This is a genomic window from Chryseobacterium sp. MHB01 (assembly GCF_034651565.1).
Classification (GTDB): Bacteria; Bacteroidota; Bacteroidia; order Flavobacteriales; family Weeksellaceae; genus Chryseobacterium; species Chryseobacterium nepalense.
Genome location: NZ_JAYEDA010000007.1, coordinates 166,593 through 186,433 on the forward strand (window position 1 = coordinate 166,593; position 19,841 = coordinate 186,433).

Here is a 19,841-nt window from a genome sequence, read left to right on the forward strand (position 1 = left end):
TATTATTTTTTTATAAACTTGTTTTTATATAGTGTTCCTTTTTCATCGATATTAATAAAGTAAACACCTTTAACCAAACCTCTTACTATAATCTTACCATCCCCTACTGATCCCTTATTAATCAGCTGCCCCGGAGCATTATAGATTTCATATGTTGCTTTAGATGAAATATTTTTCACGTTTAATACGTCATCAACAGGATTTGGATAAATCTCAACAGTTTTAACATTTTCGGTTTCTGATGTTGCCAATGTTCCCACATTGTTCTGTTTTACCGCATAGAAGACATTTCCAATGGCAGAAACTCTTATATGTCCACTTTTCCCGGCCAATGCTGCAGGAACAAAAACCGTCGCCGAACCTGAATTGGGAACGGACGCCGCTAAAACAGTCCAGGTGTCTCCTCCGTCATAAGTATAATCAATCTTTACGTTGGCAACATTATATGGAGCAGCCGTAGTTCCGGAAACTACCCATGTTACAGTTGAATTGGTATTAGGAGTTAATGTTGTTGCATTAACAGTAAACGCCGCTGCAGATCCTACGACGATTGTCTGAGTAGCATATGCAGTCTGAGCTTGTCCACCGATTTTATTATCTCTTACAGTTACCCGGAAGTTTGTAGTTCTTGCCACAGTAGAAGCAGCCTCAAAATCAGCAGTATTTTTTACCGTTCCTGCCAAAACAGTTGATAATTTAGGAAAATATCTTGTAGGGGTTGATGTAGCAGGCCATGATCTGAAACTTGCTCCGGAAGTAGTGTTGCCAATAGCTTCTGCCATACCATAATCATTGGCTCCTACTGTCATTCCTATGCCCCCATCAATAATACTTGCATCCATTTCTTCCCAACAATATGTTAATGCATCACCATCAGGATCAACAGCATTTGCAGTTAAAACAAAAGCTGTAGATTTTGGGATGGTATAAGTATTGGTCATTGATGTAACTACAGGTGGATTGTTTGCAATATCCGTTTCCACATCTACTGTTTTCAATGCTAAATTTGTTTGAACCTGATCAATACTTGCACTATGAAAATAAGGATCAGAATGCATTTGAAGATCTGTATTATCTCCCGTAATTCCAGCATATCCCATAATGGTAGATCCGGAACCGGGTTCCATTTCATTATCTAGAAATTGTTCATAAAAACTATATGTATGAGAATCTCCTAATTGATGTCCCATTTCATGAGCTACATAATCAATATCAAAATTATCACCCTGTGGTGCTCCGGATCCGGGAGAAGTAATACCGCTTCCTTTATAATCATCAGGGGAAAAATATGTTGACGACGAGCATCCGGAAAATCCACCGCTATATGTTGAATACGTTACCGTATTGCTGCCAATACAACCAATACAACCTGCATTACCACCTCCACCGCTTCTACCAAATAAATGACCAATATCAAAAGTTCCATCAGTCACTCCATAATTTCCTCCATGCAATACATTCATAAGTTCATAATTCCATTTACACATGTTACTTGAACTGCTATAAGGGTCGGTAGAAGCATTAGTAAATATGAGATTAGGAGCGCTTACCATATTCAGATGTAAGTTAAATTCTTGTTCAAAAACTCCATTTACTCTTGTCATTGTAGCATTCATCTGGGCAAGTGCTCCAGCTGCACCACCATAATATGCGCCATATTCTCCAGTAACTGATAAAGCTAATCTAAGTGTATGAAATTTTTTATTCCCCGACTTTTCTAGAGCTCCATTCTTCAATAAATTATTTAATCTTGCAACAGATGCAGAATTTTCTTTTGTAGTACAAGTAAAAGCCCCTCTTTTACTGGATTTTCCATGAACAAAATAAACTGTTTTATCTGCAGATGCCGGCTCAATAAATTCATATTTCCCATTGCTGATAATCATCGATTGAAAATCATTAGGAGCCACACTAAATCTGATATATTTTTCAGGGTCATCAATTCCTTTACCTACGTAAGATCCCAGTTGATATTGATTTGCCATTGCTTCGTCAACTACAGGAAAGCTGTTTACGGCAAATATTTCAATCTTACCTTCCAGAGTAGGAATCTTGATTGTGACCGCTTTACCTTCGCCTATTTTTTGAGCTTGCAAGAGCTGTGTTCTAATTTGATCTATATCCAATTTGTAATAAATAGGATTATCATTTCTTCTTACAGCATCTTTTCCAGGCAGTGTTCTGCTCCATTGTGCGTTTACCATTGTTCCGGCAACAGCCAGCAACAGAATTGGTAGTTTTGTTTTCATAAATTAAAATTAGGGCAACAAATTTAAAATTTAATAACAAAACAGCAATAATAACTTTTAAATTATAAATTAATTAACAATTATATAAGACCCATCTATTGAAAACATTAAACCTTATTGATTTTAATAATTATCTGAATAGAATCAGTTTGATTCTTTCTTTTGTTGTTCCTGCAGCCACTCTTCATGCTTTTTCCTGAAGATTCTGTCTTTATGATCCTGATTTCTATGCGCCGCATCGATAGAGTGTGAGGAATGAATATCATCATCTTCTTCCGCAAAATCCGCAAGTTTTTCATAATAGCAGTGCAGCTGGTCCAGCTCCTTTTCCGTGAGGTCTTCAATATCCACTATTCTGTTGCTCGCTTTTTCATTGGCGGCAATCAGCTCATTCAGCTTGATCTGAATTGCTTTTGAATCTTTATTCTGTGCCTTCTGAATTAAAAACACCATCAGAAAAGTGATAATTGTAGTTCCGGTATTAATAAAAAGCTGCCATGTTTCCGAATAATTAAAAACAGGTCCTGAAACACCCCAGATGATTATAATTAATGTTGCTCCTATAAATGCATAGGAACTTCCCGTAAATTTTGTTGCCCAATTTGAAAATCTTTCAAATATACTTTGATCTGATTTAGACATTACACTAATTTTTTCAATAAAAAGCAGCAAAAACTCCGCCGAAGTAGCAGAGTTTCTGGTTAAATTAACTGGTAATAAGATTAGTTATAATGTATCGCTTTATCCACTTCTATAGGATTATTATTTTTCGTAATATTTTTCCGCATCATTTCAGAAAGTTCTTTGAACTGTTCAGGGCTTTTTACTTCGATTCCCATTACCATAAAACGTGCATCAGGATGGGTGTTGTTTTTATATTGTTCTTTAAAGCCATGCAGCGGATCATTATAATGGTCAAGCAACATTTTCTTAAGTCTGGATTCAGGGATTTTGACAGGTTTCTGTCCGCCAAAATTTTCGAGGATCTCTCTGGTTTCGTACGTTTTAGAAAGTTTGTAACTTTTCACTAATGAGAATCTGAAGTTATCTTTATCATCATAAATCTCAAATATCATTCCTGGAAGGCCATTAAATTTGTACGGACCTTCATTCAGGCTGATTTCTTTAGTAAACCATGCGGTCCAGTTTCTTCCTCCATATTTCGCCGTTGCTTTCTGAAGCTTATAACCTCCGATTATTTTTGTCTCGTTATCAAGATTCCAGTTTATTTTATCAGTGGTTTCCACAATAAACATATTCTGAACCATAATATAATTTGAAGTTACTAGTGAATTTTTCTTTCTTGTAAGCGCAGGAGTATCATCCCAAACTATATTGTTTTCACCTTTTGTCTTATTGATAGAGTCTGTAACAACAAAATCATAGTTATAGAACTTTACTTCGTCAGGATTCACATCCAGCACCATGCTCACTTTCCTTTTTTCGGCTGCTGTGGAATCCGTTTTAAAATGATATTCATAAATGAATCGGTGCGTTTGTGCACTCAATGATAAGCTAAATAGTATCATTACAAATAGATATTTTTGCATAGTAATTTTACGTTTACTTATTATTTTTTTATTTTCGGATAGCGAACTGCTTGATCGATCTCGATAGGGTTGTTATATTTTCTAATTCTTCGCTGTTCCTCAAGTGCATATTGGCGAAGTTCTTCAGGCTTATAAATTATCCTTCCGTCTTCCAATCCCAATTTATGTTCTTCATTAATCTCGATCTGACCACTGTTGATAAACTTTATAGGATCATGATAATAGCTCAATAGCATCGATTGGTATTTTGAATACGGGATTTCCACTCCTCTTGCCTTTGCATTTTTGTAGAAACTTATGAATTGTGTTTCAGTAAAGTTTTCAGATTTATTTAATGAAAAATGGTAATTCTTTTTATCATCATATATTTCAACAATCAATCCCGGCAAACCGTGAAACTTATAAGGCCCTTCCTGAAAAGCAATGTCTTTAGAGAACCAGGCGATCCAGTTTCTGCCTCCAAACTTCGCCGTCGCTTTCTGTAGCTGCAGAGAAGAAGACTTTTTGGTTTCCTTTTCAATTTTCCAAGAGATTTTAGGGTTGTCTTTTAACTGATAAATATCAAAACTCTGGATGCTGTATAGCACATACTCCTGCGTTTTAATTTTTTTACTCATAAGATCCGTAACCTTTCCGTTGAAAGTTCTTAAACCGGAAGCCTTTTCTATAGAATCGCTTACAAAGAAAGGACGTTCATAATAAAATGTTTCATCCGGATTAATATCAAGATAATAATTCGCTTTACGTACTTCAGTTGATGCAGAATCCGGCCGGTAAACGACATCGTATATAAAACGGTGGGTCTGTGCGGTCACTGAACAAGCAAATAGTATGATCAGGTGCATGAGTTTATTCATAGTAATAATTTTCTCCAAATATACATAATAAACAGAACCTTGCAATACATAATACTAATTTTAACATTTTATTTTGAATTTGAAGCATAAAAAAATCCCTCTTCTTTAGAAAAGGGATTATTATCATAGCACGCTTCGACTATGCTCAGCGTTTGGAAACTCAATTGTGATGCTCAGAAAACTTTATCATTCAGACTTCCGTTTTCCAGCAGATTTATCACACTTTAATTTCTACGTCTACACCTGAAGGAAGTTCTAATTTCATTAGAGCATCAACAGTCTTAGAAGAAGAAGAGTAGATATCCATCAATCTCTTGTGAGCTGATAACTGGAACTGCTCTCTTGCTTTCTTGTTTACGTGTGGAGATCTTAACACAGTGAAGATTCTCTTGTTTGTTGGCAATGGAATAGGTCCGTTTACAACAGCACCTGTAGCCTTTACCGTTTTTACGATTTTCTCTGCAGATTTATCTACTAAGTTGTAATCGTAAGATTTAAGTTTTATTCTGATTCTTTGTGACATTTTAATCTAATTTAATATTAACCTTTAGCCTTAGCGATTACTTCTTCAGCAACGTTACTAGGAGCAGCTTCGTATTTCTCGAATTCCATAGAAGATGTTGCTCTACCTGAAGATAACGTTCTAAGAGAAGTTACATAACCAAACATTTCAGAAAGCGGAACGAAAGCTTTGATAACTTTAGCGTTATTTCTGTCATCCATACCGTTTACTGTACCTCTTCTTCTGTTAAGGTCACCTACGATATCACCCATGTATTCTTCAGGAGTTACCACCTCAAGCTTCATGATAGGTTCCATGATTACTGCTTTAGCAGCTCTACCCGCTTCTTTGAATCCCATTTTAGCAGCTAATTCGAAAGAAAGCTGATCGGAGTCAACCGCGTGGAAAGATCCGTCTTTAAGAACAATCTTCATTGCCTCAACTTCGAAACCAGCCAAAGGACCGTTCTTCATTGATTCTTTAAATCCTTTCTCAACAGCAGGAATAAATTCTCTAGGAATATTACCTCCTTTAATTTCGTTGATGAATTCAAGACCTGTTTTACCTTCGTCTGCAGGACCGATTTCGAATACGATATCTGCGAACTTACCTCTACCTCCGGATTGCTTTTTGTAAACCTCTCTGTGGTTAGCTTTTTGTGTAAGAGCTTCTTTATATTCTACTTGCGGCTGTCCTTGGTTAACCTCTACTTTGAACTCTCTTCTCATACGGTCTACGATGATATCCAAGTGAAGCTCACCCATACCGGAGATGATTGTTTGTCCTGAAGCCTCGTCAGTTTTAACCTGGAACGTTGGATCTTCTTCAGCCAATTTAGCCAAAGCGTTACCCATTTTATCCTGGTCAGCTTTCGTTTTAGGCTCAACAGCGATACCGATTACCGGATCCGGGAAGATCATTGATTCAAGAACGATAGGGTTCTTTTCGTCAGATAACGTATCTCCTGTTTTAATATCTTTAAATCCTACAGCAGCACCAATATCTCCAGCCTCGATATACTCAACCGGATTTTGTTTATTTGCGTGCATCTGATAGATTCTTGAGATTCTTTCTTTATTGTTTGAACGGGTGTTCAATACATAAGAACCTGCATCCAATCTTCCTGAATAAGCTCTGAAGAATGCTAGTCTACCTACGAACGGGTCAGTAGCAATTTTGAAAGCTAATGCAGCGAAAGGCTCATCTACAGATGGTTTTCTTTCAATATCAGCATCAGTTCTTGGGTCTGTTCCTTTGATATTATCCTTATCCAGTGGAGAAGGAAGATATTTACAAACAGCATCAAGCATAAACTGTACTCCTTTGTTCTTGAAAGAAGAACCACAAGTCATTGGGATAATAGAAAGGTCGATAGTAGCTTTTCTAAGCGCTTCGTTGATTTCTTCTTCAGAAATTGAATCCGGATCTTCGAAGAATTTCTCCATCAAAGTCTCATCATAATCAGCTACCGCTTCTACTAATTTCTCTCTATATTCAAGAACTTCATCTTTCATATCTTCCGGAATTGGAACTACTTCATAAGTAGCACCTTGTCCAGCTTCATCCCAGATGATCGCTCTGTTTTTAATTAAGTCTACAACTCCTTTAAAATCTTCTTCAGCACCGATTGGTAAAACGATTGGAACGGCGTTGGATCCTAACATTTCTTTTACTTGTTTTACAACGTTCAAGAAGTCAGCACCCTGTCTGTCCATTTTGTTTACGAATCCCATTCTCGCCACTTTGTAGTTGTCTGCAAGTCTCCAGTTTGTTTCAGACTGAGGCTCTACACCGTCTACGGCAGAGAAAAGGAATACCAATCCATCTAATACTCTCAAAGATCTGTTTACTTCTACGGTGAAGTCAACGTGTCCCGGTGTATCGATAATGTTGAAGTGGTAAGGCATTGTTTCAGGTAATTTCTTACCTTGATCTGTTGGGAAATTCCAGTTACAAGTAGTTGCAGCAGAAGTAATGGTAATACCTCTTTCTGCTTCCTGTTCCATCCAGTCCATTGTAGAAGCACCATCGTGAACCTCTCCAATTTTGTGGTTTACACCTGTATAGAATAAAATCCTTTCTGTAGTGGTTGTTTTTCCTGCGTCAATGTGAGCAGCAATACCAATATTTCTTGTAAATTTAAGATCTCTTCCCATTTCAGATTAGAATTTGAAGTGTGAGAAAGCTTTGTTTGCTTCCGCCATTTTGTGAGTATCAGTTTTCTTTTTGAATGCAGCACCTTCTTCTCTTGCAGCAGCTACTACTTCATTAGCCAGTTTCAAAGCCATAGACTTGTCATTTCTAGCTTTAGAATATTTGATTAACCATTTCATTGCCATAGAAATTTTTCTATCAGCTCTGATTGGCATTGGGATCTGGAAGTTAGCTCCACCTACTCTTCTGGAACGTACTTCTACGTGAGGCATAACGTTTGTTAATGCATCTTTCCAGATTTCAAGGGCTGTTTTCTCAGTATCTCCTTTTTTAGTTTCTACGATATCCAACGCATCATAGAAAATTTTGAATGCGATTGACTTTTTACCGTCAAGCATTAAGTTGTTTACGAATCTAGTTACCAATTGATCATTAAATTTCGGATCTGGTAACAACGGTCTTTTTTTAGCTTTCGTCTTTCTCATTGTTTTATTCCTTATTTAATGATTATTTTTTCTTTCCTTTTGCTGGTGCAGCTGGTGCCTGACCTGGCTTAGGTCTCTTAGCTCCATACTTCGATCTTCTCTGTGTTCTTCCATTTACACCAGCGGTGTCTAAAGCACCTCTTACGATGTGGTAACGTACTCCCGGTAGGTCTTTCACCCTTCCGCCTCTTACCAATACTATCGAGTGCTCTTGAAGATTATGTCCTTCGCCCGGGATGTAGGCGTTGACTTCTTTACCGTTAGAAAGTCTTACCCTTGCAACTTTTCTTAGTGCAGAGTTCGGTTTCTTAGGAGTGGTAGTATATACTCTCGTACATACACCTCGTCTTTGTGGACAAGAATCAAGGGCAGCCGATTTGCTCTTCTTGGCAAGCGTGGCTCTTCCTTTTCTTACTAATTGTTGAATAGTAGGCATTTAATTGCTTTTTATTTTAGGGTGCAAAAATAATAATATTTTTTTAATTAACAAGCAGTTATACAGAAATAATATTTTTATTTAAAAATTAATTAACAGATACTTACGTTTCACTTTACTACAGTAACCTCAATATTTCTGTTCCATCTAAAATTTCTGATATTCTCCTTTAGCTTTTCAAGATTTTTTTGATCAACAGTATAAATACTTACTTTATCTCTTGCTACGGTAATAGGATTATTTATTTTCAGTTCAGCTGCTTTTTTCCAGTTCCCAGGAATATTATTATGGAGCCATGCATCATAAATAACAGCAATATCATATCTATTATTGATCGTATAATGCGTTAGAAAATTTTGAAATTCTGCATCGGGAACCCTTTTATTTTCATTAAAGACAATAGTCTCTAACGAGCCCAGCCCTGCAGTATCCAATAACTGAATCTCCGTAAAGTAGGTAATCGCTCCAATATCATTTGCCACTACTTTTGATTCATTATAATAAGTATGAAGAAACTTTGCCGACTGTATTTGCTGTTCGTAAATATTTTTCCCGCCGTTTTCCAGCATTTTGTGAGCAAAGGCAAATTTGTAAATCAGCAGAAAAATATTTATCAATACAATTCCGGCAATTAACTTTTCCTTTTTAACATAGCTTCTGAAATTTTCAAAAAGACCTTTAAGTTTCGGAATAAGAGCCATTGAAAATCCGGTGAGAATGTATGCTTCGTAACGGAACATTCCTTTAAGGTCTGCAAACATGGAATGAAAAATCATCAGTAAAGAAATAACGATTAACAAAAAATTGCCCCTTATAATATCCTGAAAATTTTTACCTTTCGAATTCCTTATTATGAAAATAGTACTTAACACAATAGGAAAAAACCCGACTTTATAAAAACTTACATTCAATAAAAAATTATCTAAAAAAATGGCTTTTAACTGATGTGGAAAATTCAAATTGAAGCTTAATTTTGTCCCTTTTACGATTACGGAGTTCGGGAATAAATATCCGTCCTGCTGAAAATTAAACCAGCAAAAAAGAACAATCGGAATAAACCCTGTTATTAAAACCAGAAAAGTTTCTTTCCACTTTTTCATTAAAGCAAAGACAAAAGCAAGCGTAACAAAATAAAACATGCTTTCGAAACGTACCAATCCCATCAATAATAACGACAGATAAAATCCCGCAAGCGAAAATTTATTTTTAATTGTTGATAAACAGTATATATTCAGCACGAATAAAAAAACATGGAAAACATGTTCCATTCCGGATAAAACCTGTAGATGCAGAACTGAAAAAAACAATGTGAAAAGCACTGAAATTACGATATATTTAGCATTACTGAACATTCCTGAAAAATACCGGCTTAAAAAATATACGGTCCCGAAACTAAAAGCAATATTAACATAAAGGGAAAACCGGTCTGTATTTCCAAAAAATTTTATCAGCAAACTTAGAATATAAGTAAAAAACGGCGACGAAGAAGTGGAGGAAAATTTATATTTGGTAACGCCCCAAACTTCATGAAGCGCAAAATTTTTAGCCATTGCCAGATGAATATATGCATCATCTATAAGATAGATATAATAGCCATCTGTTTTAGAAACCGATAATAAATAATATCCGGCGCATACCATTGTAAAAACAGCCATTGAAATGAAAAAGCTTTTTAAGGCAAGCTTAGATTTACTCAACATAAAAATTAATTCTAAGAATTTCAAAGATAAGTATCATCAATCACGATTTTAGCATTTCGGCATAATATTTACTTAAATTTGTTGTACAAAAATAAACTATCATCAATATGAAAAATGCTAATATTATAGGACTTCAGGAGGACGACTGCCAGAAAATAGCTGAAAAGCTGAATGTACTTTTGGCCAATTATTCAATATTTTACCAGAATACCAGAGGTTCTCACTGGAATATTAAAGGAGATCAGTTCTTTACGCTCCATCCTAAATTTGAAGAATTATACAACAATCTGGTATTAAAAATAGACGAAATCGCAGAGAGAATACTCACCTTGGGTTCAACACCTGCTCACAATTATTCCGATTATCTGAAAGTGGCAACCATTAAAGAGAGCCTGGAAGTAAATGATGCGACAAAAAGTGTAGAAAATATTCTTAATTCCTTTAAAGTAGTGATTGATTTACAGCGAGAACTTCTCGACATCACAGATCAGGCTGGAGACGAAGGAACGAATTCTCAGATGAGCGACTATATTACCGAACAGGAAAAAGAAGTGTGGATGTACAACTCTTATCTTGGTAAATAATAAATTCGCATCAGCAATTAAAAAAATCACCTTACATTTAGGTGATTTTATTTTTATTAATTATATTTGCGTATAAATTACACAATTATGCACGACGTTCGATTAAATTCTATTCTTGATAATGATTTCTATAAAATTACCATGCAGAATGCTGTGGTAAAACTATTCCCTGGTTCTGTGGTAAAATATGAATTCATCAACCGCGGAAAACACCAGTTTCCGGCCGGTTTTGATATTGCTTTACGGGAAGCAGTTAATAAGATGGCGGAACTAAAGCTTACTAAAGAAGAAAAAAAATATATGGCGAGAACCTGTCCATATATCGATTTACCTTACCTTGATTTTCTGGAAGGCTATCATTATGATCCTTCTGAAGTAAGAATACACCAGGAAGGAACAGAGCTTTCCGTTACCGTGGAAGGTCTTTGGTACAGAACAATCCTTTGGGAAGTGCCCTTGTTAGCCTTAATCAGTGAGCTTCATTATGAAATGAACCACATGGAAAGAGATTCTAATGAAGTGATCATGAACAGAACATTAGAAAAAGCTGCCACTTTGGAGAAACTCGGAGTTAATTTTGCTGAATTCGGAACAAGGAGAAGACATTCTCATAAAGTGCAAAACCTGGTAATGGAAGCACTTACTCAGAACAAAAACTCTACATTCATTGGAAGTTCAAACGTACACTTCGCTATGAAATACGGCGTAAAGCCTATTGGAACCCATGCCCATGAATGGTTTATGTTTCACGCCGCAGAATACGGTTTTAAAATGGCTAACGAACTGGCTCTTGAACATTGGGTAGATGTTTATCGGGGTGATCTGGGGGTAGCCCTTTCGGACACCTATACCACGGATGTTTTTTTCAAGCAGTTTGATAAAAAATTCGCCAAGCTTTTTGATGGAGTGCGCCACGACAGTGGAGATCCGCTTGAGTTTACAGACAAAACCATTGCTCATTATCAGAGACACGGCATTAATCCTTTATTTAAATATATCATTTTTTCCGACGGGCTGAATCTTGAAAAAGTGGAAGAAATCACCAATTACTGCAAAGGAAAAATCGGGGTATCTTTCGGAATTGGCACCAATCTTACCAATGATGTAGGCTTAAAACCTATGAACATTGTGATGAAATTAATAGGTGTTCAGGCTCCGAACAAAGAATGGATCCCTACCGTAAAACTTTCCGACGAACATGGAAAATATACCGGTGATCCTAAAATGATTGAACTGGCTAAGGAATTTCTAAGAATAAAAAATTAAACGCTATGAAAAAATTTTTATTACTACTGTTCCTGTCTACCTTTCTCTTTTCCTGTGTCATTACAAGAGGGAAAGACGGTGAACCGGGAAAGCCCGGAAAGAATGGATCAGACACAGGTTCTTCAACTATATTCGATCAGGAACTTGCCACAAAGCTTGGTGCCGATCAATATGGTATGAAGCCTTACGTTATCGTAATGCTCACCACCGGCTCTGCAAAAGTTGAGGATAAAACCAAAATGGGAGAATTAATGAAAGGACATTTAGCCAATATCAGGAAACTTTCCGACGAAGGGAAAATTGTTGTTGCAGGTCCTTTTTTAGAGAAAAATAAAGAAGACTATCGTGGTATGTTTATCTTCAACACTCAATCAAAAGAAGAAGCAGAACAATGGGTAAAAACCGATCCCGCCGTACAGGCTGGAGTTTTCAGTTATGAAATTTTACCGTGGTATGGATCGGCTGCGTTGCCGATGTATTTAAAGCATCATAAGGGAATTGCAAAAGAAAATCCGTAATCAAATGGGATTTTACACTAAGTTTTCAGAGCAAGATCTTATTGAGTCATATAAAAATCAAATTGATTACCAAGGTAAGCCAAGTAATGAGCTATTAGAAGAGATTAAAAAAAGAGGCTCTTTGGAAGATTTTCAGTTAAAAGTTGAGGATCAAAAAAAGACATTGGATGAAAGAAATAGAATTATTCGGGAAATTCATCAGCATTATATGAATAAATCTCTTGAACTGGAATGCCTCAGACAGATCGATTCTGATATATACACTAAAAAGGAAATCCATTTAATGATTCATCAGAAGTATGGTCACATCAGCAAGAATGTTGAAAACCTAAAAGTTGATTCGGACACGATTCTATTCAGTATATTAGGAATTATGGTTTCAACGGTTGCAAGTTCTGTCATTCTTCTCCTATGCTTATATCAATTTGAGTTCCTGGCAGCATTTCATTTTTATTTGCTTGTTCCGGTTTATATCATCAATTATCTGATCATAAAATCAATAACACGGAAAACAAGGGATAATATCGTGGTCTTTCTTGCAACTTTTATAGCAACAGTTTTAAATGTTTTAATATTTATTCTTTTACTAAGATAATAGCGTCTTAGCTATATAAATTATCCAAACACAGCCTCGCATAATTTGTGAGGTTTTACTATATTTATTAAAAGAAACAAAACCATGAAAACCATTGAAGAAGTTCTTAAAAAATTAGACGACATTATCCTTTGGGCTAAGCAAAACCAAAGTCCCATCGGATATTTTGCCTGCACCTACCGAATCATGACCGCAGCGGTTCTGAAAGGAATCCAGCAGAAAAAATTCGAGGACAATCCCAGGATGATACAGCTTGACATTGCCTTTGCCACCCGTTATCTTGAGGCATGGGAAGCGTATTTCAAAGGTAAAAAATGCACCAATTCATGGTATATCGCATTTGAAGCGACAAAGAATCAAAACCTGTTGATTCTCCAGCATATTTTTCTCGGCATGAATGCTCATATCAATCTTGACCTCGGAGTTTCTGCAGCATCCATTATGCCGTACCGGAAAATTAATCCTTTAAAAAAAGATTTCGAAAACATCAACAACGTTATTGCATCGATCAACCAAAATGTTCAGGATTCATTGAATACAATCTGCTATCCTGTAGATTTAGTTGATAAAATTTCAAACGGCAAGGACAATGCTGTTCTGGATTTTGCCATTTCAAAAGCCAGGGAAACCTCATGGGCATCAGCCGTTATCACTTCAAATACTCCCGCATTTTTACGTGAATCCGTTATTGGCATCATTGATTATGCCGCAGCAAAAGTTGCCACGCAGATTATTAATCCAAAATTTACAACTTCAGCCCTGCTTAAAGAATTAAAAAAATGCGAAAGCAACAATGTTGTGAAAAACATTGAGATTCTTGCCTCAACTAAGAATTTATAAACAGACTATTTTATTCCTAATTTTTTAATCAGAATAGATTCCATTTTCTCATAGCCTTTTGCGGTAGGATGAATTTCGTCTTCCGTATAAATTTTATCAAGTCCGTTCCGTGAGTCTTTCATTTCGGAATGATAATCTATATAGGGAATATTTCGCTTTTTGGCGTAATTCTCAATCATTTTATTGAGGGCAATTACTTTTTCTGCGGGATGCATATCCTTTCTCCACCCAAAATCATATGCAGGAAGAAGAGAGCATAAAACAACTTTAATGTTATTTGCTTCTGCAAGCTCTACCATTGAAACAATATTTCCAAATACTTTATCCAGGGAAATCGGCCCCTGATTTTCTGCAACATCATTTGTTCCTGCAAGAATAATTACGCGTTTCGGTTTCAGATTAATAACATCTTCCCTGAATCTCAAAAGCATCTGCGAAGTAACCTGCCCGCTGATTCCTCTCCCTACAAAATTATGTTTTGTAAAGAATGACGGATCTGTAGAAAACCAGCCCTCTGTAATGGAATCACCCATAAAAACCGTATTCGGAGCAATATTTTGGGATAAAATTTCCTGATTTTGTTTTTCATATTTAGCATAATTGGCAAAATCCTGTGCTGACAATACGGCTGAAAACATAATAGCTGCAATACTTAAGAATTTCATTAAAGAATATTTAAATTAAACGGATGCAATAATAACAGTACAAATATACGTTTTGAAACGAGCTGTAAAACCTTTTAATAAAATACTATTTAAAATTTTATTCCCGAATTAAAACTTACGGTTTCCCGCAAAAGAAATCAGCTTTGCTTTTTGTAATTTTGAAAAATGGAGATCACATATTTAATATTAGGATGTATCGCAGGCGGATTTATCGGGTCTGTCATTCAGTATTTTGCCTTAAAATCGTCAATGATTTCAAGAAAATCCTTTGACGAACTGAATAATCTTTATATCAAAAGCAATTCTGATCTGGAAAATTCAAATCTCAAAATCCAGGAGCTGAATCTACAAATCATGAATGATAAAGAAATAACCCTTCAGCAAACCGACCTTTTGAATGACTTAAAAAATGAATTTGCAAAAATTTCAGCAGAATACACCTTATTGAACACCCAGTTTACTGAGCAAAAACAAATACATTTAAAGCAAACTTCCCAGATCGAAAGTCTTCTGACAGAGAAACAGGCACTCTTTGCAAAAAACTCTGAAATTTCTGCTATCAATGAAAGCTTACAGAAATCTCTTGAAACCCAAAAACAGGAAATAACCAAAATTCAGGAAGAATCCAAATTGCAGTTTGAAAATCTCGCCAATAAAATTTTAGAAGAAAAGGCAGAAAAATTCACCACTCTGAATCAGCATAATCTCAAAACCATCCTGGAGCCTTTTCAGGAAAAAATTACTGATCTCAAAAACCGTGTTAATGAAGCCTATGAAAAAGAAAATAAAGAGCGTTTTTCACTGGCAGAAAGAGTTAAAGAACTCGCCGAGCTGAATCAGCAAATTTCAGAAGATGCCAAAAAACTGACCCGTGCCTTGAAAGGCGAAAGCAAAACGCAGGGTAACTGGGGAGAAATGATCCTTGAAAGCATCCTTGAAAAATCAGGGCTGGTAAAAGGCAGGGAATATTTTCTGGAACACGAGCTCAGAGACGAAGACAATAAAGCACTGTTTTCAGAATTCTCCGGTAAGAAAATGCGCCCCGACGCCGTGGTAAAATATCCGGACGAACGAAATGTAATTATTGATTCAAAAGTTTCTCTTACCGCTTTTACTGAGCTTGTGGATGAAGCCGATCAGGATGTATATCGTATAAAACTGAACCAGCATCTGTCATCCATCAAAAACCATATCACTCAACTGAGCCAGAAAGCTTACGATGATTACGGGAAATCTCTTGATTTCGTAATGATGTTCATTCCGAGCGAACCGGCTTATATTGCAGCTATGCAGGCAGACCAGGATCTCTGGAATTATGCATACGAAAGACGGATTTTATTATTGAATCCAAGTAATCTGATCACTTCCCTAAAACTGATCTCCGATCTCTGGAAACGTGAATACCAGAACCGGAACTCTATGGAAATCGCAGACCGCGGCGCCCGGCTGTATGATAAATTTGTCGGTTTTATCGATAATCTGGAAAAAGTAGGTAAAAATCTTGATCTGGCGAAGAACGTTTATAATGATGCTTTTAAACAGCTGTCTACAGGAAATGACAATCTGGTAATACAAACTCAAAAACTTAAGCAGCTGGGGATAAAGAACAAAAAAGAACTCCCTCAGAGCCTTATCGACAGCTCGCAGGTACATCTTGATATTTCCGGGGAGTAAATTATCAATATAGTCTTAAGATTAAGCTCCGGCCTTCGGCCGGAGCTTAATCTTAAGGCGCATTTATCAGAGGGATCTTAAAAAGATTTTACATAATTTTGCAACATGTTAATAGAAAGTTTTCAGAACGAAAAAGTAAAATACATTACTAAACTCCTTACCGATAACAGATTTCGTAAAAAGTCGGAAGTTTTTGCGGTGGAAGGACAGCAGGAAAATGAGAGGGCACAAACCTTCGGTTTTGAACCTGTTGAGTTTTTCATATGTGAAAATATCTTTCAGAAAGAATTTCCAAAAGGTAAAATTCATCTTGTAAGCGAAAAAGTGTATGAAAAGATTGCATACCGCGGAAGCTCAGAAGGAATTATCGGGGTTTATAAAACAAAAGAAACCGATTTATTTTCATTTAAGCCTAAAGCAGATTCTACGATCATTGTGGTAGAGGGTGTTGAGAAGCCCGGAAATTTAGGCGCCATTTTAAGGAGTTGTGAAGCTTTTGGGATTGACGGACTTATTGTTTCCGACGGAAAAACAGATTTTTACAATCCCAATGTCATAAGATCAAGTGTAGGCTGTCTTTTCGGAATGAACGTTTTTCAGGCAGCAAATGAGGAGACTTTAGAGTTCCTGAGTAAAAACGGTTATGAAATTTACACTACCATTATGGATGAAAGTTCAAAAGATCTATATACAAGAGATTTCAAAGAGAAATCAGCTGTGGTATTTGGGACGGAGCATTCTGGCCTGAGTGGCTTCTGGATAGGAAAAGGAAAAAACACCCTCATTCCTATGACGGGAAGCATCGATTCACTGAATCTGAGTAATGCCGTAGCTATTACCTGCTATGAAGCACTGAGACAAAAAACAGTTTGATAACTGCAGTATTACCATATTGGAGAATTTTGAGCATAAAAAAACCGCATCACTGAGTGAGCGGTTCTTTTATTTTTAAAGCGTGCTTTAATTATTTAGCAGCTTCTTCTTTCTTAGCTTCAGCTTTAACTTCTTCTTTAGCTACTTTAGCATCAGCTTTAACTGAATCTTTAGCAGCTTCAGCGTTAGCGTTTACTGAATCCTTAGTAGCATCAGCTGTAGAATCGATAGCTGTAGTAGCTGAATCAGCAGTAGCGTTTACTGAATCTTTAGCAGCGTCAGTTGAGTTAGTTTCAGTTTTTTTACAAGCAACTAAAGAGATAGCAGCGATAGCAGCTACGAATAATGACTTTTTCATAATAAATTAAATTTAATTTTGTTAATATTGTTTTATAAAATCTTTTCTCTGTTCGGTTATTTGAACGAGACAAAGGTATAGCAGATAGAAAATTTGTTTAAGAAAAATAATTGTAATACCTTTGTAAAATAGATTTACAAATAAATATACCTGATAATCAATAATTTAATTATTTTAAAATAAATTGACTGATTTAGATTTATTACACTTTGAGCAGCTGAAAAAGGATGTACAGGCTCAATACCTGAAAGAACATACCCCTTCCTATGATGATATTTCTAAATGGAAGGGAATTGATATCATTTATTTTCAGGAAGACCTTCGCAAAAAAGCGAAAGGAAACATCAGCGAAAAATCTTTTTATACCTATTTTAAAAATTCACCCGTTACCAAATTACCCAGAATTGATATGCTTAATTTGTTGAGTATTTATGCGGGTTATGAGTCTTGGTACGAATTCAAAAAGCAACACCTTTTTGCCGGAGAATTTCTAAAGGATGACGAAGAAATTACCGATGAAGATCTTGTTGAAATTGAAAAAACAGTTTCAGAATCCCCTGTTTTCTCAGCAGATGAAATTTCAGTTCAAAAACAGGACCGAAAAGCACCTGAAAATACAGATTTACAAAAATCAACTACTGAAAATCAAACAATTAACCAAAAACAGGAATCGCCTGTCGCAATCAGTACCAATGAGTCGAAACCAAAGAAAAGCTTCGTTCGAAAAAACGTCTGGGCTCTTGTAACCTCTGTTCTGGTAATTCTTACAGGGCTTTTGGGATTCAAAGATGTTATTTTTTCAAAAACGTATAAATACTGTTTCACTGACGCAGACAGAGGGGTTGGTGTTGTAAACACCATCGAAATTAAAGTGATCAAGGAAAACGAATCCCCGATTCTTTATAAAATCAAGCCTGGAGAATGTTTTTATTACTCTACGAAAGATAAGAATCTAAAAATGCAGATCAGCTCACCATTTTATGAGTACCTTGAAATCAACAGAAGCCTGGAAAACGCACCGGATGAAGAAATTATTGAATTGAAACCGGATGATTATAAGATGGCGGCCTATTATTTCTCTATTAAAGATGCTAATGGAGATCCTGAGGAACTCAAAAGAAAAAGAAATCAGCTGGAAAGTCTCATCAGCAGTAATGCTGTTATTTACCAAATTTATGACAATAATATCTACGGAATAGAAAGGCTGGACAAACAAAAATATATTACTCTGGTAACAACCCCTACTACATCCCTGAAAAATTTAAGTGTTATTGAAATGAAAAAAGACAATAACGGAAAAATCATCTCCATCAAATTTAAAATTGCAACAGATGAAAAGAATAAATAACTTTTTAATATTTACAGTTCTGCTTCTTGCATTTGTTTCCTGTAACAACAAAAAAACTGAAATAAGTGACCTGGACAAGCTTCGAAACAGCAATAATACCAAAACCTATCCTGCAGTACAGATGGATAGCGCACAGGCTATTAATTACATTACCAAACAAAAAGTTCAGGAACTTCTTGACCTGTCAACACTGTATTTATCCGGAAATAAAAATACGGAAATTGATACCCTGATCTATTCCCAGATGCAGAGCTATTTTCATAAACCTGACAGTCTTACTTTCAAAAATCTTTTTCATGAGCTGGACAGCCTGAAGGTAAAAACCGTTAAGGTAAATAACCTGGAAGTATATAAAGACATCTACAATCAGGATACCCTGGATTTTGCAAAATTTAGTGTAGAATATTTCGACAATAAGAATAAAACGTTGGGAACATTTGAGAAAACTGCACAATACATTCTTGTTTCCACACCGAATACAAAAAAGGAGTTTAAATTTTTCTTTCTGAACTTTTATTCCAATCCTTTATTAAAGAAAGACAGCACATCGGTAGGTGTAACCAGATAATCCAAAGAAATGTCCTCTTCCCGGACATCATCGATATTTTCATCGGGGTTAAAGTAATTAACTCCGATTTTTTTTGATTCAGCAGAAATATTTCTGAAAAAATCATCATAAAAACCTTTTCCGTATCCTACTCTATTGCCGTTTTTATCAGCATACAGCAAAGGGGTAATTACATAATCAAAATCTGTAATCCCTGAATCCTCATTGCTAACAGGCTCCAAGATACCCCATTGATTTAAAGAGAATGCCGTATCCTCAAAAATTTCTACAGAAATCAGCATTGTATCAACTATCTTAGGCACAAATACCCTGATATTTCGACTAAAAAAATAACTTGTGAAAAACCGGGTATTAATTTCCCTGAATTTATTAATAGGAATGAAAATGTGTGCTTTTTGCTGTGGTAAAGGCTTGAAATATTCAATAAAATTTTTAAAGATATTTTCAGATTTCTGAAAGATTTCTTCATCAGATAAGAACTTTCTCTTCTCCAAATATTTTTTTCTAAGCTCAGACTTTTTCATAGTTAAATTTATAAAAAAGATAGCGCTCCTACGGAGCGCCATTTTATTATTTTCAAAACTTTGTTCTACACAAATAAAACTCTACGGAGTTTCAA

General features: G+C 35.8%; 21 protein-coding genes. 9 read left to right on the forward strand and 12 right to left on the reverse strand.

Translation table 11 applies throughout. The annotated features are described in order from the left end of the window. Positions 1-2: 2 nt before the first annotated feature. The 9 genes from U9K52_RS13070 to U9K52_RS13110 form a co-directional block, all read right to left on the reverse strand. Positions 3-2,249 carry a zinc-dependent metalloprotease gene (locus U9K52_RS13070; protein ID WP_322926941.1) on the reverse strand — a complete coding sequence of 749 codons (2,247 nt, stop codon included), beginning with the start codon at positions 2,247-2,249 and terminating at the stop codon, positions 3-5. A 144-nt stretch (positions 2,250-2,393) separates the two neighbouring features. Further along, entirely contained in the window at positions 2,394-2,891 is a 498-nt protein-coding gene (locus U9K52_RS13075) for a low affinity iron permease family protein (protein WP_322926944.1), read from the reverse strand. Between the two features lie 80 nt (positions 2,892-2,971). Beyond that, positions 2,972-3,778, reverse strand: a complete 807-nt coding sequence (locus U9K52_RS13080; protein ID WP_322926946.1) for a GLPGLI family protein — start codon at positions 3,776-3,778, stop codon at positions 2,972-2,974. A gap of 41 nt (positions 3,779-3,819) precedes the next feature. Next, entirely contained in the window at positions 3,820-4,656 is an 837-nt protein-coding gene (locus U9K52_RS13085; protein ID WP_322926949.1) for a GLPGLI family protein, read from the reverse strand. Between the two features lie 217 nt (positions 4,657-4,873). Further along, a complete protein-coding gene (rpsJ, locus tag U9K52_RS13090; RefSeq protein ID WP_002661363.1) occupies positions 4,874-5,179 on the reverse strand; it encodes a 30S ribosomal protein S10 in 306 nt (101 codons plus the stop codon). 17 nt (positions 5,180-5,196) lie between these two features. Then, on the reverse strand, positions 5,197-7,314 hold the full coding sequence (fusA, locus tag U9K52_RS13095; RefSeq protein ID WP_248390145.1) for an elongation factor G: 2,118 nt from the start codon (positions 7,312-7,314) through the stop codon (positions 5,197-5,199). Positions 7,315-7,320: 6 nt separating this feature from the next. Then, positions 7,321-7,797, reverse strand: a complete 477-nt coding sequence (gene rpsG / locus U9K52_RS13100; RefSeq protein ID WP_169231334.1) for a 30S ribosomal protein S7 — start codon at positions 7,795-7,797, stop codon at positions 7,321-7,323. A 22-nt stretch (positions 7,798-7,819) separates the two neighbouring features. Next, positions 7,820-8,233, reverse strand: coding sequence for a 30S ribosomal protein S12 (rpsL, locus tag U9K52_RS13105; RefSeq protein ID WP_027381287.1), 414 nt, complete (start codon positions 8,231-8,233; stop codon positions 7,820-7,822). Positions 8,234-8,343: 110 nt separating this feature from the next. Continuing rightward, positions 8,344-9,933: a hypothetical protein gene (locus U9K52_RS13110; RefSeq protein WP_322926960.1), complete on the reverse strand. Its 1,590-nt coding sequence runs from the start codon at positions 9,931-9,933 to the stop codon at positions 8,344-8,346. Positions 9,934-10,040: 107 nt separating this feature from the next. Here U9K52_RS13110 and U9K52_RS13115 point away from each other — a divergent pair, with 107 nt between their 5' ends. The 5 genes from U9K52_RS13115 to U9K52_RS13135 all read left to right on the forward strand — a co-directional run bounded on the left by U9K52_RS13115 (position 10,041) and on the right by U9K52_RS13135 (position 13,736). After that, complete coding sequence (locus tag U9K52_RS13115; RefSeq protein ID WP_322926961.1) at positions 10,041-10,517, forward strand: Dps family protein; 477 nt, start codon at positions 10,041-10,043, stop codon at positions 10,515-10,517. Positions 10,518-10,604: 87 nt separating this feature from the next. Next, the gene (gene pncB / locus U9K52_RS13120) at positions 10,605-11,783 is read left to right on the forward strand and encodes a nicotinate phosphoribosyltransferase (protein WP_263601665.1); all 1,179 of its coding nucleotides are present in this window, start codon (positions 10,605-10,607) and stop codon (positions 11,781-11,783) included. Between the two features lie 5 nt (positions 11,784-11,788). After that, a complete protein-coding gene (locus U9K52_RS13125; protein WP_263601666.1) occupies positions 11,789-12,301 on the forward strand; it encodes a YciI family protein in 513 nt (170 codons plus the stop codon). 4 nt (positions 12,302-12,305) lie between these two features. After that, positions 12,306-12,896, forward strand: a complete 591-nt coding sequence (locus U9K52_RS13130; RefSeq protein ID WP_322926962.1) for a hypothetical protein — start codon at positions 12,306-12,308, stop codon at positions 12,894-12,896. An 84-nt stretch (positions 12,897-12,980) separates the two neighbouring features. Continuing rightward, positions 12,981-13,736, forward strand: coding sequence for a DUF5995 family protein (locus U9K52_RS13135; protein ID WP_263601668.1), 756 nt, complete (start codon positions 12,981-12,983; stop codon positions 13,734-13,736). A 5-nt stretch (positions 13,737-13,741) separates the two neighbouring features. Here U9K52_RS13135 and U9K52_RS13140 read toward each other — a convergent pair whose 3' ends face one another. After that, the gene (locus U9K52_RS13140; RefSeq protein WP_322926963.1) at positions 13,742-14,401 is read right to left on the reverse strand and encodes an SGNH/GDSL hydrolase family protein; all 660 of its coding nucleotides are present in this window, start codon (positions 14,399-14,401) and stop codon (positions 13,742-13,744) included. 165 nt (positions 14,402-14,566) lie between these two features. Here U9K52_RS13140 and rmuC point away from each other — a divergent pair, with 165 nt between their 5' ends. Beyond that, complete coding sequence (rmuC, locus tag U9K52_RS13145; RefSeq protein ID WP_322926964.1) at positions 14,567-16,075, forward strand: DNA recombination protein RmuC; 1,509 nt, start codon at positions 14,567-14,569, stop codon at positions 16,073-16,075. 105 nt (positions 16,076-16,180) lie between these two features. After that, entirely contained in the window at positions 16,181-16,948 is a 768-nt protein-coding gene (locus tag U9K52_RS13150) for an RNA methyltransferase (protein ID WP_322926965.1), read from the forward strand. A 91-nt stretch (positions 16,949-17,039) separates the two neighbouring features. Here U9K52_RS13150 and U9K52_RS13155 read toward each other — a convergent pair whose 3' ends face one another. Continuing rightward, positions 17,040-17,306, reverse strand: a complete 267-nt coding sequence (locus U9K52_RS13155) for a hypothetical protein (protein ID WP_263601672.1) — start codon at positions 17,304-17,306, stop codon at positions 17,040-17,042. 184 nt (positions 17,307-17,490) lie between these two features. On the opposite strand from U9K52_RS13155, the gene U9K52_RS13160 reads away from it, so the two are divergent. Both U9K52_RS13160 and U9K52_RS13165 read left to right on the forward strand, forming a co-directional pair. Further along, on the forward strand, positions 17,491-18,654 hold the full coding sequence (locus tag U9K52_RS13160) for a hypothetical protein (protein ID WP_322926966.1): 1,164 nt from the start codon (positions 17,491-17,493) through the stop codon (positions 18,652-18,654). After that, positions 18,638-19,222 (forward strand): hypothetical protein, encoded by a 585-nt coding sequence (locus tag U9K52_RS13165; protein WP_322926967.1) that lies wholly within the window; start codon positions 18,638-18,640, stop codon positions 19,220-19,222. Before U9K52_RS13160 ends, U9K52_RS13165 begins: the two co-directional genes overlap by 17 nt. On the opposite strand, the gene U9K52_RS13170 is transcribed toward U9K52_RS13165, so the two are convergent. After that, positions 19,168-19,746 carry a 5-formyltetrahydrofolate cyclo-ligase gene (locus U9K52_RS13170; RefSeq protein ID WP_322926968.1) on the reverse strand — a complete coding sequence of 193 codons (579 nt, stop codon included), beginning with the start codon at positions 19,744-19,746 and terminating at the stop codon, positions 19,168-19,170. The two genes, U9K52_RS13165 and U9K52_RS13170, sit on opposite strands and share 55 nt — an antisense overlap. Positions 19,747-19,841 lie beyond the last annotated feature (95 nt).

What these genes read in the sequence shown, in the direction of transcription:
- U9K52_RS13070 (WP_322926941.1), bottom strand. Translation starts at nt 2,249, where the DNA reads ATGAAAACAAAACTACCAATTCTGTTGCTGGCTGTTGCCGGAACAATG.
- U9K52_RS13075 (WP_322926944.1), bottom strand. Translation starts at nt 2,891, where the DNA reads ATGTCTAAATCAGATCAAAGTATATTTGAAAGATTTTCAAATTGGGCA.
- U9K52_RS13080 (WP_322926946.1), bottom strand. Translation starts at nt 3,778, where the DNA reads ATGATACTATTTAGCTTATCATTGAGTGCACAAACGCACCGATTCATT.
- U9K52_RS13085 (WP_322926949.1), bottom strand. Translation starts at nt 4,656, where the DNA reads ATGAATAAACTCATGCACCTGATCATACTATTTGCTTGTTCAGTGACC.
- rpsJ (WP_002661363.1), bottom strand. Translation starts at nt 5,179, where the DNA reads ATGTCACAAAGAATCAGAATAAAACTTAAATCTTACGATTACAACTTA.
- fusA (WP_248390145.1), bottom strand. Translation starts at nt 7,314, where the DNA reads ATGGGAAGAGATCTTAAATTTACAAGAAATATTGGTATTGCTGCTCAC.
- rpsG (WP_169231334.1), bottom strand. Translation starts at nt 7,797, where the DNA reads ATGAGAAAGACGAAAGCTAAAAAAAGACCGTTGTTACCAGATCCGAAA.
- rpsL (WP_027381287.1), bottom strand. Translation starts at nt 8,233, where the DNA reads ATGCCTACTATTCAACAATTAGTAAGAAAAGGAAGAGCCACGCTTGCC.
- U9K52_RS13110 (WP_322926960.1), bottom strand. Translation starts at nt 9,933, where the DNA reads ATGTTGAGTAAATCTAAGCTTGCCTTAAAAAGCTTTTTCATTTCAATG.
- U9K52_RS13115 (WP_322926961.1), top strand. Translation starts at nt 10,041, where the DNA reads ATGAAAAATGCTAATATTATAGGACTTCAGGAGGACGACTGCCAGAAA.
- pncB (WP_263601665.1), top strand. Translation starts at nt 10,605, where the DNA reads ATGCACGACGTTCGATTAAATTCTATTCTTGATAATGATTTCTATAAA.
- U9K52_RS13125 (WP_263601666.1), top strand. Translation starts at nt 11,789, where the DNA reads ATGAAAAAATTTTTATTACTACTGTTCCTGTCTACCTTTCTCTTTTCC.
- U9K52_RS13130 (WP_322926962.1), top strand. Translation starts at nt 12,306, where the DNA reads ATGGGATTTTACACTAAGTTTTCAGAGCAAGATCTTATTGAGTCATAT.
- U9K52_RS13135 (WP_263601668.1), top strand. Translation starts at nt 12,981, where the DNA reads ATGAAAACCATTGAAGAAGTTCTTAAAAAATTAGACGACATTATCCTT.
- U9K52_RS13140 (WP_322926963.1), bottom strand. Translation starts at nt 14,401, where the DNA reads ATGAAATTCTTAAGTATTGCAGCTATTATGTTTTCAGCCGTATTGTCA.
- rmuC (WP_322926964.1), top strand. Translation starts at nt 14,567, where the DNA reads ATGGAGATCACATATTTAATATTAGGATGTATCGCAGGCGGATTTATC.
- U9K52_RS13150 (WP_322926965.1), top strand. Translation starts at nt 16,181, where the DNA reads ATGTTAATAGAAAGTTTTCAGAACGAAAAAGTAAAATACATTACTAAA.
- U9K52_RS13155 (WP_263601672.1), bottom strand. Translation starts at nt 17,306, where the DNA reads ATGAAAAAGTCATTATTCGTAGCTGCTATCGCTGCTATCTCTTTAGTT.
- U9K52_RS13165 (WP_322926967.1), top strand. Translation starts at nt 18,638, where the DNA reads ATGAAAAGAATAAATAACTTTTTAATATTTACAGTTCTGCTTCTTGCA.
- U9K52_RS13170 (WP_322926968.1), bottom strand. Translation starts at nt 19,746, where the DNA reads ATGAAAAAGTCTGAGCTTAGAAAAAAATATTTGGAGAAGAGAAAGTTC.